Raw genomic sequence first — 12874 nt, forward strand, 5'->3', positions numbered from 1 at the left:
GCGAAGGGGGCGTTCAGCTTTGCTGCAGAATCCGCCGCGGCGCCAATGCAAGAGGCCCCCGGATGGGGGCCTCGCCGGAGGAAACGCTCAGGTGCCGGGCGGCGGTTCGACCACCCCTGCCCAGTCCACATAGCGCCGCCATTGTGCCTGGAGTTCCTCGACCTTCTGCGGATAGCGGGCGGCCAGATCGGTGGTCTCGCCGCGGTCCTCGGCCAGGTTGTAGAGCTTCCAGGCGTAGGGTCGGTCGGGCAGCGGCGGGCCGCTGTGCGGGGCACGGGCGGCCACCAGCTTCCAGTCGCCGTCGCGCACGTAGGCCTGGCCGAACAGCTCGCCAGCCACCTGGCGGGGCGTGCCGGCCTGCTCGCCGGCGAGCAGGCCCAGCAGCGAGCGGCCGGTCATTGGCGCCTTGGGCTCTTCCCGGTAGCTGTCGCCGGGTAGCGGAAGGCCAGCCACCTCGAGGAAGGTTGGCGCCAGGTCGTCGACCCGGCCGAAGCCGCGCAGGATTCGCCCGCCCTCGCCGCCCATGGCCGCCGGCAGACGCACGATGGTCGGCACGGCGATGCCGCCTTCGGCGGTGGTGCCCTTGACCAGACTGAACGGCGTCGCGCTGACCTCGGCCCAGCGGTAGCCATAGTTGATGTTGGAGCCCTTGTGGCCGATGTTGGCCAGCGAGTTGTCGGTCAGGCTGTCGCCCGGCGAATAGCCCTTGGCATGGTCCTCGCCAGCGGCACCGTTGTCGGACATGAACACGATCAGGGTGTTCTCGTATTCGCCGACGCGCTTGAGGTAGTCGATCAGCCGGCCGATGTTCATGTCCAGGTGCTCGACCATGGCCGCGTAGACTTCCATCTTGCGCGCCTGCACCGCCTGCTCCGCGGCGTCGAGCTGCTGCCACTGCGGACTCGGCAGGCTGGCCGGAGCGGCAGCGACGAACTGCGGATCGATCAGACCGAGCCGCTTCAGGCGCTCGATGCGCTCCTCACGGATGGACTCATAACCGGCGTCGTAGCGCCCCCGGTACTTGTCGATGTAGGCCTCGGGAGCATGCAGCGGCCAGTGCGGCGCCGTGTAGGCGGCGTAGGCGAAGAACGGCTTGCCCACCTCGCGCCCGGACTCGATGTAGTCGATCAGCCGGTCGGTGTAGAAGTCGCTGGAGAAGAAGTTCTCCGGCAGCTCGATGGGCTTGCCGTCCTCGCGGTAGCTGACGTTCTCGACGCGCACCGTGGAGCCTGGCAGCGGCTTGAAGTGGCTGGCGCCGCCTTCGAGCAGGGTCAGCGAGCGGTCGAAGCCCCAGGCGTGCGGCCCCTGCTCGTCGGCCTTGCCCAGGTGCCACTTGCCGGCCATGTAGGTGGCATAGCCGCCATCCTTGAGCAGCCGCGGCAGCGAATGGGCGCGCCCGTTGAGATGCCCCTCGTAGCCCGGCCGCCCCTGCAGTCCCTTGGCGAAGGGCAGCACCTCGGCCATGGTGCCGAGGCCGACCAGGTGGTTGTCGGTGCCGGACATCAGCATCGCCCGGGTCGGCGAGCAGGTCGGCGCGGCGTAGAAATCGGTCATTCGCACACCCTCCCCGGCCAACTGGTCGAGGCTTGGCGTCTCGATCTCGCCGCCGAAGCTGGCGAGGTCGGAGAAGCCCAGATCGTCGGCGAGGATCAGCAGGATGTTCGGCTGTTCGGCCGCCGCGGCGCCGGCCGGCAATACGCAGGCCAGCAGGGCGGCGCCGGCCGCCCGCTTGAGTCGTTGCATGGCATGTTCCCGTTGTTCTTGGTGGCCCGGTCTGCTCATTCATCCGCCTGGGTGGATTGCAGGCGCAGCAGACGATCCCCGGTATAGGAACCGACATAGAGTACCCCGCCAGCCTCAACCGCCACCGAGGCACCGGCCAGCACGCCCTCGTCGGCCGCGAACAGCTCACGATTCTCGCCGCTCTGCGTATCCACCGCGGACACCTTGAAGCCCACCGGGCAGTGCTCGACATGGCTGGCGAAGCAGCGCTGGAAGGCGCCAGCGTCGTCGATGCCGGCGCCGAGCAGTCGGCCGTCCGCACCCCAGCTCAGGTTGTCGACCATGTAGCCGACCGGAACCCGCGCCAGCGGGCGGCCTTCCTGCAGGTCGAACTGGCGGATCTCCCCGGCGGTCCAGGCGGCGAACCAGGCATGCCGGCCATCGGCCGAGACCTGCACGCCATTGGGGAACGGCGCCTCGCTGCCCGCCAGCTTGTGCAGCGGCTGCCCCGGCGCCCAGCGCATCAGGTAGCCGGTGTCGCGGCCGTCGAGCAACTGCTCCAGCGGCAACGGCGGCGCCATGCTCGACGACTCGAACATCACGGTGGCGATGAAACCGCCCTCCGGCGTGGCTGCCACGTCGTTGAAGCGGCCGACTTCCTTCTGTTCCACGCAACCGCGCCAGAACGCCTGCCAGTCACCGCCGTCCGCCACCAGCTCGACGAACTCGACGGCCTCGCGACCGCTGTGGTTGACCACCAGCAACTGCTGGCGGCCATCGGCGCGCTGCGCCAGGTGGATGCCGTGGGCGCCGGGCGCCTGCGCCGGGGCAGCGCAGCCGGCCTCGCCCCAGCCCGCCTGAGGCGCGATCTGCAGCGGCAGGTCGCGGACCTTCTCGGTCTGCAGGTCCATGATGCGCAGGCGCGACACCTGCTGCCCGGCCAGCCCGGGGGTGATGCTCATGATCAGCTGGCGGCCGTCCGGGGTGGGCTCCATATCCTCCGGCGGGGCGATCCCGCAGACCGGCTGAAAGCCCTGCCCCGGGGTGCAGGGCGGGGCGTCGGCGAAGGCGAAACCACTGAGCAGCGAACAGGCCAAGATGGCGGTGCGATTGATCCTGGGCACGGGCGGACTCCTTTTGCGTTACCAGTCAGGTTTTCCGCCCAAGCTACCAGCCGCGACCCATTCGACCAGCCAAACCAAACGAAAGGTGCTTTCGGTTTAACGCCAATGAAGCCGCCCGCCAGGTTGCCCAGAATGGTCTTACCTCGACAACACAACGGATCTCGCAGGCCGCGCCGCAGAAGGATCCCAGGAGAGCCTCATGACTACTGCAGAGAACAGCATGGACCCCCGCCAGTTTCGCCGTGCCCTCGGCAACTTCGCCAGCGGGGTGACCATCGTCACCGCCTGCGGCCCGGACGGGCACAAGGTCGGCGTCACCGCCAACAGCTTCAACTCGGTGTCCCTCGAGCCGCCGCTGATCCTCTGGAGCCTGGACAAGCGCTCCAGCGCCTGGGAGGTGTTCAAGGCCGCCAGCCACTTCACCGTCAACCTGCTCGCCTCGGACCAGATCGCCCTGTCCAACCACTTCGCCCGTCCGCAGGAAGACAAGTTCGCCGGCATCGAGTACGCCAGCGGCCTGGGCGACGCCCCGGTGTTCGATGGTTGCGCGGGCAACTTCCAGTGCAGCCACTTCCAGCACATCGACGGCGGCGACCACTGGATCATGATCGGCAAGGTGGAGCGCTACGAGGATCACGGCCGCGCGCCACTGGTCTACCACCAGGGCGGCTACGCCATGGTTCTGCCCCACCCGCGCGGGCGCAAGCCGGAAAGCAGCGAAACCAGCGACGCCCGCGACCTGCTCAACACCCGCCTGGGCGACAACCTGTTCTACCTGATGATCCAGGCGGTCAACGCCTGCCATCCGCGCTTCGTCCAGGAGAATCTGGCGCTGAACCTGCGCAACAGCGAGGCGCGCCTGCTGCTGGTCCTCGACAGCGCACCCAACGCCGGCCTGGGCGAGCTGCAGCAGGCGGCGGCGATGCCGGCCCAGGAAGTCGAGGACGCCCTGGTCACCCTGCAGGAACGCGGCTATCTGGAGTCCGCGGGCCAGCGCCACCAGGTCACCACGGCCGGGCGTGCCAAGCTGGAAGAGCTGTGGGCCACGGTGAACAAGGCGCAGGAGGACATTTTCGGCACCTTGAGCGAAGGCGAGCTGGAGGTGGTCAAGAAGGCCCTGCGCCTGGGCATGGCCAGCCGCTGAAACCCCGCCCGCGGGGCCGGACGGCCCCGCCACTTTCCCCTCCCGACACGGCCCGCCACCGCGCGGTGGTCAGGTGCCGACCTCATGCACAGGCTCGACCAGCGGCTCGCGGCGCAGGCGCACGGCCAGCAGGCCGGCGATGTTGAAGGCGAACACCACCAGTGCCAGCGGCAGCAGACTGCCATCGTGCAACCGGCTGACCAGCAGGCCGGCGAGCATCCCCATGCCGAAGGTGAGGCTGACGTGCAGCGCCGATGCCTGTCCGGCGCGCGCGCCCTGCTCGGCCATCGCCAGCGCCGTGGCGTTGGGGCCGACCAGGCCGACGCTCGACACCAGCACGAAGAACGCCGGCAGGATCAGCCACAAGCCTTCCAGCCCCTGGAGCTGGTTGAGCATCAGCAGGCTGCCGGCCAGCAGCGGCACCCAGAGCATCCTCGGCAGCAGTTGCTGCGGGCTGAACCGACGCAGCAGCAGGCGCACCAGCTGGCTGGCCAGCACCAGGCCGATGGCATTGACGCCGAAGAACAGGCCGAAGCGCTGCGGCGACACGCCGTGCAGCTCGATCAGCACGAACGGCGAGCCGACGATGTAGGCGAACATCGCCCCGGTGGTGCAGGCCTGGCTCAGCGAGTAGCCGATGAAGCGCCGATCCAGCAGCAGCTCGCCGTAGCCGGCCAGCACCGGTCGCAACGCCAGGCGTGCACTGCGCTGCGCCAGACTCTCGTCGAGCACGCTCAGCAGCCCCAGCAGACAGAGCGCACCGAAGCCGGCGAGGGTCACGAAGATGGCATGCCAGCCCCACAGCTCCAGCACCAGGCCACCGACCAAAGGCGCGAAGACCGGCGCCACGCCCATCACCAGGGTGATCAGGCTCATCACCCGCCCCGTCTGCTGCGGGGTGCAACGGTCGCGCACGATGGCCACCGCCAGCACCGCACCGGCGCAACCGCCCAGGCCCTGCACGAAACGCCAGCCGATCAGCCCGGCCAGGCTGTCGCTGCCGGCCAGCAGCAAAGAAGCCAGCGTATAGAGCGACAGACCGAACAGCAGCGGCGGCCTGCGGCCGAAGCGGTCGCTGATCGGTCCGTAGCAGAGCATGCCAAGCAGCATGCCCACGAAATAGGCGGAAAAGCTCAGCTCGACCTCGCCAGGCGCAAGGCCAAGCCGCTCCTGAATCGCCGGGAATGCCGGCAGATACATGTCGGTGGACATCGGCGCGATGGCGGTCAACGCCCCCAGCAGCAGCAACAGCAGGAGCGGTATGTCCCGAGAGGAAGTCATGGATGTTTCCTGTTCACTGCAAACAAAAAAGGGGGAAGGCAGCCCGCCTCCCCCCTCGTCCCGGCCGGCCGTCGATCAGTGCTGGAGGAAGTCGATCACCAGACGGTTGAACGCGTCGGCGTGTTCCCACTGTGCCCAGTGGCCGCACTGGCTGAACACGTGCAGGCGCGAGTTGGGGATGCCGTTGAGCAGCTTGAGGCTCCAGTCGATCGGCACGAAGCGGTCGTCGCGGCCCCAGGTGATCAGCGTCTGGTGACGGATGTCCGGCAGGTTGGCCGAGAAATCGCCGAAATTGAACTGGCTCAGCTCGACGCTCTTGAGGAAGTTCTCCAGATGCTGCGGGTTGGCGAGGATGCTGTTCAGGCGCAGCTGCACCAGCTCCTCGGTCAGCGCGCTGGCGTCGTAGACGAAGACGTTGAGCATCTTCTTCAGGTTGTCCAGAGTCGGCTCGCGGTAGACCTGGAACAGCAGCTTGATGCCTTCCATCGGCAGCGGGGTGAACAGGCTGGTCTTGCCGACGCCGCCGGCGCCCATGAGGATCAGCTTGTTCAGGCGCTCGGGGAACTCGACGGCGAAGGCCAGGGAGCTGCCGCCGCCCATGGAGTTGCCGACCAGGTGCGCCTTGTCGATGTCCAGCGCGTCCATCAGGCCCTTGGTGTAGCGGGCGTTGACCACGAAGCGCGGCTCGGCGGTGAGGATCGGGTCGGATTTGCCGAAGCCCGGGCAGTCGAGCAGGATCACCCGGTAGCCGGCCGCGACGAAGGCATCGACGTTGCGATGGAAGTTGGCCCAGCCGGTGGCACCGGCGCCGGAGCCGTGCAGCATGATCACCACTTCGCCTTCGCCGACGTCGTTGTAGTGCAGGCGCAGGTCGCCGACCTGGGCGAAGTGGCTGGTGTTGTCCTGAGAGAACTGGCTCATGGGTTGATTCCTTTTGTTTTTGATTTCAGGTGAAGGACGACATCGCGTCAGGCGCGACGCCGGTCAGGTAAGTGGGTCACCGCTACTCGGCATCGAGTTGCGCCAACCGCGTGGTGACTTGCCCCAGGTAGTAGGCGGCACTGCCCGGGACCCAGGCCCGGTCGTGCTGCAGCAGACGGGGGCGGATGAAGTCGTAGCTCTGCTTCAGCTTGGCCAGCTCGGCCGAGTGCTCGGGCCACTGGGCCGCGAGGTCGGCAAAGCCCTGATGGATCTGGCCATCCAGCTGGGGAACGGTGTTGTCGTCAACGTCCAGCACATACATGCCGATCAGGCTGAAGGCGCGCGTCTGGTAGAGCAGCAGCAGGCGCTCGACATCCAGGCTCAGGCCATGCAGGGTCAGCTGGCGCTGCTCGGCAGGCGGAGCCGCGGCGTAGGCGGTGGCCGCCTCGCGGTCGAGCCGGGCATGGGCCTTCAGCAGCGGGATGATCAGCTCGGGATACAGCTCCGCCTGGCCCGCCGGAACGCGCTCCAGATCCGCGACCAGCGTGTGCATTTCTGCGCCAGCCTGGCCCAGCGGGGTGGCATCCTGCCCCGCCAGAAGCCCCCGCAACGTCTGCAGGTGCTCGCGGTAGCGCTCGGCATGACGCGGGTCGGCGGCATCCTGGTTGGGGTTGTAGAAGGCCAGCAGGTTGCTGCAGGTGCCGAAGGCCTGGATGCGGATGTCCTGCAGACGCTGGGCAGACAGGCTGGCACTGGCCAGGCCGGGCAGCGCGAGCAGGAGGACAAGTAGCAGACGAAGATGCATGACGGTGTTCCTTGTTGTTATGAGCAATCATCCACGACCTTGGATTGCCGCGACTTCGGGTGACCCGCTCGCGCGCCCCTGGAGGGCGCGCGGGAGCCGGCAACCGCACCGCGCTCGGCCACTCCCACCCTCGCTCAGCGCCCCTTGCCGGCCGCCAACAGGTCCAGTGCCACATCGACGATCATGTCTTCCTGGCCGCCGACCATGCGGCGGCGGCCCAGTTCGACGAGGATATCCAGGGTCTTCAGGCCGTACTTCTCGGCGGCCACTTCGGCGTGACGCAGGAAGCTCGAATACACGCCGGCATAGCCGAGGCCGAGGGTCTCGCGGTCGACGCGCACCGGACGGTCCTGCAGCGGACGCACCAGGTCGTCGGCGGCGTCCATCAGGCGATACAGGTCGGTGCCGTGGTTCCAGCCCATGCGCTCGGCGGCGGCGATGAACACTTCCAGCGGCGCGTTGCCGGCGCCGGCGCCCATGCCGGCCAGCGAGGCGTCGATGCGGTCGCAACCCTCTTCCACTGCGGTGATCGAGTTGGCCACGCCGAGGCTGAGGTTGTGGTGGGCGTGCATGCCGGTCTGGGTCTGCGGATCGAGCACGGCCTTGAAGGCGCGCATGCGGTCGCGGATGTCGTTCATGTTCATCGCGCCGCCGGAGTCGGCCATGTAGATGCACTGCGCGCCGTAGCTCTCCATCAGCTTGCCCTGGGCGGCCAGCTGCTCGGCGGGGATCATGTGGCTCATCATCAGGAAGCCGACGGTGTCCATGCCCAGCGAGCGGGCGTACTCGATGTGCTGCTTGGAGACGTCCGCCTCGGTGCAGTGGGTGGCCACGCGCACGCTGCGGGCGCCGGCGTCGTAGGCGGCCTTGAGGTCGTGCACGGTGCCGATGCCGGGCAGCAGCAGCACGGTGATCTTGGCGTGCTGGACCACCTCGGCGGCAGCCTCGATCCACTCCAGGTCGGTGTGCGCGCCGAAGCCGTAGTTGAAGCTCGAACCCTGCAGGCCGTCGCCGTGGGTGACTTCGATGGCGTCGACCTTGGCCTCGTCCAGGGCGCGGGCGATGTCCTGCACGTTCTGCAGCGAGTACTGGTGGCGCACGGCATGGCTGCCGTCGCGCAGGGTGACGTCGGAGATGTACAGCTTCTTGCCGGGGTTGAAGGTCATGGCGCGTCTCCTCAGCCGTTGTTCATGGCGTTGTTCAAAATCGACAGCGCCATGCGCTCGGCGGTAGCCAGCGCGGCGGAGGTCATGATGTCGAGGTTGCCGGCGTAGGCCGGCAGGTAGTGGGCGGCACCTTTGACTTCGAGGAACACCGAGGTCTTCAGGCCGGAGAACGTGCCGTGGCCCGGGATGTGCAGCGGCTTGTCTTGCGGAATCACGTCGAACTGCACCTTCTGCTTGAGGCGGTAACCCGGCACGTAGGCCTGCACGGCGGCGGCCATTTCCTCGACCGAGGCCTCGACCTTGGCCTGGTCGACGGACTCGGAGAGCACGAACACGGTGTCGCGCATGATCAGCGGCGGCTCGGCCGGGTTCATGACGATGATCGCCTTGCCCTTGACGGCGCCGCCGATCACCTCGATGGCCTGGGTGGTGGTCTCGGTGAATTCGTCGATGTTGGCGCGGGTGCCCGGGCCGGCGGATTTCGAGGCGATCGAGGCGACGATCTCGGCGTAGTGCACCTTGGCCACGCGCGAGACGGCGGCGACCATCGGGATGGTGGCCTGGCCGCCGCAGGTGACCATGTTGACGTTCAGGGCGGCGAGGTGCTCTTCCAGATTCACCACCGGCACGCAGTACGGGCCGATGGCCGCCGGGGTCAGGTCGATCAGGCGGATGTTCGGCTTCAACGAGCGCAGGAAGGCGTCGTTCTTGACGTGGGCGCCGGCGCTGGTGGCGTCGAAGACGAAGTCGATGTCCTGGAACACCGCCATGCGGGTCAGGCCTTCGACACCCTCGTGGGTGGTGGCCACGCCCATGCGCGCGGCGCGCGCCAGGCCGTCGGAGGCCGGGTCGATGCCGACCATGGCGCCCATTTCCAGGTGCTGGCCGTGGCGCAGGATTTTGATCATCAGGTCGGTGCCGATGTTGCCGGAGCCGATGATGGCGACTTTGAGTTTCTTGTCGTTCATGGGAATTCCTTGGTAGATATCGCTCAGTCGAAGCGGATCGAGCAGCTGCCGATGCCGGCCAGGGTCATGCGCAACTGGTCGCCGGCCACCACCGGCACCATGGCCGACAGCGCGCCGGAGAGGATCACTTCGCCGGCCTTGAGGCTCATGCCGAGGCGACCCAGGGTGTTGGCCAGCCAGGCCACGGCGATCACCGGCGAGCCCATGGTCGCCGCGCCGGCGCCGGTGCCGACGATGCGGCCGTTCTTCTCCAGCACCATGCCGGTGGTGAACAGGTCCAGCTGGCGCGGGTCGACCAGGCGGTCACCGAGGACGAACACGCCGCACGAGGCGTTGTCCGCCACGGTGTCCTGGATGCGGATCTTCCAGTCCTGGATGCGCGAGTCGACGATCTCGAAGCAGGCCATCACCCCCTCGGTGGCGCGCAGCACGTCGGCCACGGTGACGCCCGGCCCAGCCAGGTCGTGCTTGAGCACGAAGGCGATCTCGCCCTCGGCCTTGGGCTGGATCAGCGAGGCCATCGGCACGCTGGTGCCTTGGTCGACGATCATGCGGTCGGTGAGCTGGCCGAAGTCCGGCTGGTCGACCTTGAGCATGTCCATAACCGCCTGGCTGGTGACGCCGATCTTCTTGCCGACGATGCGCTCGCCCTGCTCCAGGCGCCGGGCGATCAGGCGCTGCTGGATGGCGTAGGCATCCTCGATGCCCAGTTGCGGAAAGCGCTCGGTCAGCGGCGCCACCACCTCGCCGCTGCGCAGGGCGTTGAACAGTTCGTCGCCCAATGCCGGGATGTCGATGGAAGTGCTATTCACGGTGTGGTTCTCCGGTACGGGGAAACTGCGGAATGGGTTGAGACAGTTCAGGTTCATGTGATGGCGTGACAGCCGGCAGCGGCGCACTCGGTGTCCTGCTCCTCGCTGGCACCGGACACACCGATGGCGCCGACCAGCCGGCCGTCGACCAGCAGCGGAAAGGCGCCGCCCATCGGCACCATGCGCGGCCTCAGCAGCAGGCAGGTGCGCACGTGCTCGGGCGCGCAGCTCATCAGCTCGCCCAGCGCGCCGGTCGGCATGGAGAACGACACCGCGGTCATCGCCTTGTCCTGGGCGATGTCGATGGTGTGCAGCGGCGCCTGGGGCAGCCGGGAGAAGGCCAGCAGGTGGCCGCCGGCATCCACCACGGCGACGCTGACCCGCAGGCCGCGCTCCTGGGCATGGCGCAGGGCGGCGGCGATGGACTGGTGGGCCACCGGCAGGCTCAGCGGATCGCTGAGGCGCAGCGCTTCGGCGCCGGGGTTGGGATGCAGGTTCATGCCAGCACCTCCCCGGCAGCGCGGGCGCCAGCCGGCGCCTGCTGCGGCTTGAGCATGAAGCAGGCCAGCGCCGGCACCAGCACCAGGGCCACCAGCATGTTGCAGAGGAACATGAAGGTCAGCAGCACGCCCATGTCGGCCTGGAACTTGATCGGCGAGAAGATCCAGGTGACCACGCCCAGCGACAGGGTCAGGCCGGTGAACACCACCACCCGCCCGGTGAACATCAGCGCCTGGTAGTAGGCCTGCGACAGCGTGGCGCCGCGCTTGAGCCAGAACAGGGTGACGCTGAGGATGTACAGCGCGTAGTCCACGCCGATGCCGACGCCCAGCGCCACCACCGGCAGGGTCGCCACCTTGAGGCCCATGTCCAGCTTGACCATCAGCGCCTCGGCGAGCAGCGAGGTGAGGATCAGCGGCAGGATGGCGCAGACCACCGCGCGCCAGGAGCGGAAGGCGATGAAGCACAGCAGGGTGACCGCCAGGTACACGCCCAGCAGCATCTGGCCGTTGGCCTGCTTGACCACGATGTTGGTGGCGCTCTCGATCCCGGCGTTGCCCGCGGCGAGCAGGAAGCGCGCGTCGGCGTCGTTGTACTCGGCGGCGAAGCGCTGGGTGACGTCGACTACCCCGTCCAGGGTGTCGGCCTTGTGATCCTTGAGGTAGGCGTACACCGAGAGCAGGTCGCAGGTGGCATTGAACAGTTCGCGCGGCGAGCGGATGGCGGCGGCGTTGATCATCGCCTGGTTGGGCGGCAGCTCGTTCCACTTGAGGTTGCCCTCGTTCATGCCGACGTTGATCTTGCGCGCCAGCCCGGCGATCGAGCTGGTGCCCTCGACGCCCGGCAGCTGGCGCAGCCGCCACTCCAGCTCCTCGACCTTGCGCAGGGTGTCGTAGTCGACGCACTGGCCGGCCGGGGTTTCCACCATGACCACGAACACGTCGCTGCTGGCCTGGTAGTGGCCGATGACGAACTGGTTGTCCTGGTTGTAGCGCGAGTCGGCGCGCAGCTCGGGAGCACCCGGATCGAGGTCGCCGACCTTCAGCTCCTTGCCCACCAGCACCGCGAACAGGCCGACACCGAGGGCGACGACGATGGCGACGGTGGCCGCCCGCGGCGCGGTGAAGCGGTCGAGCCACTGCACCAGCGGATGCCTGGCACCACCCTGCTCCGCGCCGGCCTCGCTCTTCAGGCTGCGCGCGGCGGCCTGCGCCGAGACGCCGGTGAACGACAGCATGATCGGCAGCAGCGCCAGGTTGGTGAACACCAGAATGCCGACGCCGACGCTGGCGATGATCGCCAGCTCCTGGATCACCGGCACGTCGACGATGGTCAGCACGGCGAAGCCGACCACGTCGGCCAGCAGCGCGGTGATGCCGGCCGCGAACAGGCGGCGGAAGGTGTAGCGCGCGGCGATCAGCTTGTGGGTGCCGCGGCCGACGTCCTGCATGATGCCGTTCATCTTCTGCGCGCCGTGGCTGACGCCGATGGCGTAGACCAGGAACGGCACCAGGATCGAGTACGGGTTGAGCTCGTAGCCCAGCAGCGGCAGGCAGCCGAGCAGCCAGGTCACCCCGATCAGGGTGCAGCCCTGCACCACCAGGGTGCTGCGCCAGCAGCGGGTGAAGTAGTAGAGGATCGCCGAGGTGATCAGCACCGCCACGGCAAAGAAGCCCAGCACCGCCTGCAGGCCGGCGATCAGGTCGCCCATCACCTTGGCGAAGCCGATGATGTGGATGTCCACGCCCTTGGCCTGGTAGCGCTCGCGGATCTGCTCGAGGGCATCGGACAGGGTCTTGTAGTCCAGCGCCTCACCGGTCTTCGGGTCGATGTCCAGCAGCGGGATGAGCACGATGCTGGAGCGCAGGTCGCGCGCCACCAGCTGGCCGATCTCGCCGGAGCGCTCGACGTTGGCGCGCAGCGTCTCGAGGCTGGCCGGGCTGCCGTCGAAGCCGTCCGGCACCACCGGGCCACCGTCGAAGCCCTCCTCGGTCACGCCCTGCCAGCGGGTCAGCGGCGTCCACAGCGACTTCATGAAGGCGCGGTCGACGCCCGGCACCAGGTACAGGTCGTCGTTGATCTGGCGCAGGGTCTCCATGTACTCGGCGGTGAAGATGTCCTGCTCGCCACGGCTGGCTACGGCAATGCGCAGCGAGTTGGCCGAGCCCTTGAGGTCGTCGCCATGGCTCAGGAAATTGAGCACGAACGGGTGATTGGCCGGAATGGTCTTCAGGAAGCTGGCATTGAGCCGCAGGTTGGTCGCCGCCAGGGCGAACACCAGGGTCAGCAGCAGGCAGACGCTGATCACCACGAAGCGGTGGTTGAACAGCAGGCGCTCGAGGCGGTTGCCCGAGTACTTGTCGAAATCCGCGAGGGATGCGATGGCCTCGAAGCCATCGGAAGATGTACCGATACCCATGTTGTTGACCT

11 protein-coding genes are annotated in these 12874 nt (G+C 67.9%); 1 reads left to right on the forward strand and 10 read right to left on the reverse strand.

Annotated elements, in window-relative coordinates; all coding sequences use genetic code 11:
* Positions 1-87: 87 nt before the first annotated feature.
* Positions 88-1743, reverse strand: a complete 1656-nt coding sequence (locus BM297_RS04915; protein ID WP_092428888.1) for an arylsulfatase — start codon at positions 1741-1743, stop codon at positions 88-90.
* A gap of 35 nt (positions 1744-1778) precedes the next feature.
* A complete protein-coding gene (locus tag BM297_RS04920; RefSeq protein ID WP_092428890.1) occupies positions 1779-2846 on the reverse strand; it encodes an SMP-30/gluconolactonase/LRE family protein in 1068 nt (355 codons plus the stop codon).
* Between the two features lie 199 nt (positions 2847-3045).
* On the opposite strand from BM297_RS04920, the gene BM297_RS04925 reads away from it, so the two are divergent.
* Positions 3046-3990 (forward strand): p-hydroxyphenylacetate 3-hydroxylase reductase component, encoded by a 945-nt coding sequence (locus BM297_RS04925; protein WP_092428892.1) that lies wholly within the window; start codon positions 3046-3048, stop codon positions 3988-3990.
* A 69-nt stretch (positions 3991-4059) separates the two neighbouring features.
* On the opposite strand, the gene BM297_RS04930 is transcribed toward BM297_RS04925, so the two are convergent.
* The 8 genes from BM297_RS04930 to BM297_RS04965 form a co-directional block, all read right to left on the reverse strand.
* On the reverse strand, positions 4060-5271 hold the full coding sequence (locus BM297_RS04930) for a multidrug effflux MFS transporter (RefSeq protein WP_092428894.1): 1212 nt from the start codon (positions 5269-5271) through the stop codon (positions 4060-4062).
* Between the two features lie 75 nt (positions 5272-5346).
* A complete protein-coding gene (locus tag BM297_RS04935) occupies positions 5347-6192 on the reverse strand; it encodes an alpha/beta fold hydrolase (RefSeq protein ID WP_092428896.1) in 846 nt (281 codons plus the stop codon).
* Between the two features lie 82 nt (positions 6193-6274).
* On the reverse strand, positions 6275-6997 hold the full coding sequence (locus BM297_RS04940) for a hypothetical protein (RefSeq protein WP_092428898.1): 723 nt from the start codon (positions 6995-6997) through the stop codon (positions 6275-6277).
* A 134-nt stretch (positions 6998-7131) separates the two neighbouring features.
* A complete protein-coding gene (gene dmpG / locus BM297_RS04945) occupies positions 7132-8163 on the reverse strand; it encodes a 4-hydroxy-2-oxovalerate aldolase (protein WP_092428900.1) in 1032 nt (343 codons plus the stop codon).
* Between the two features lie 11 nt (positions 8164-8174).
* Positions 8175-9131, reverse strand: a complete 957-nt coding sequence (locus BM297_RS04950; RefSeq protein WP_092428902.1) for an acetaldehyde dehydrogenase (acetylating) — start codon at positions 9129-9131, stop codon at positions 8175-8177.
* A 23-nt stretch (positions 9132-9154) separates the two neighbouring features.
* Positions 9155-9943 (reverse strand): 2-oxopent-4-enoate hydratase, encoded by a 789-nt coding sequence (dmpE, locus tag BM297_RS04955; protein WP_217648241.1) that lies wholly within the window; start codon positions 9941-9943, stop codon positions 9155-9157.
* 53 nt (positions 9944-9996) lie between these two features.
* On the reverse strand, positions 9997-10443 hold the full coding sequence (locus BM297_RS04960) for a GlcG/HbpS family heme-binding protein (RefSeq protein ID WP_092428906.1): 447 nt from the start codon (positions 10441-10443) through the stop codon (positions 9997-9999).
* Positions 10440-12863, reverse strand: a complete 2424-nt coding sequence (locus tag BM297_RS04965) for an efflux RND transporter permease subunit (RefSeq protein ID WP_092428908.1) — start codon at positions 12861-12863, stop codon at positions 10440-10442. Before BM297_RS04965 ends, BM297_RS04960 begins: the two co-directional genes overlap by 4 nt.
* Between the last annotated feature and the right edge of the window lie 11 nt (positions 12864-12874).

The organism is Geopseudomonas sagittaria (assembly GCF_900115715.1).
Taxonomy (GTDB): Bacteria; Pseudomonadota; Gammaproteobacteria; order Pseudomonadales; family Pseudomonadaceae; genus Geopseudomonas; species Geopseudomonas sagittaria.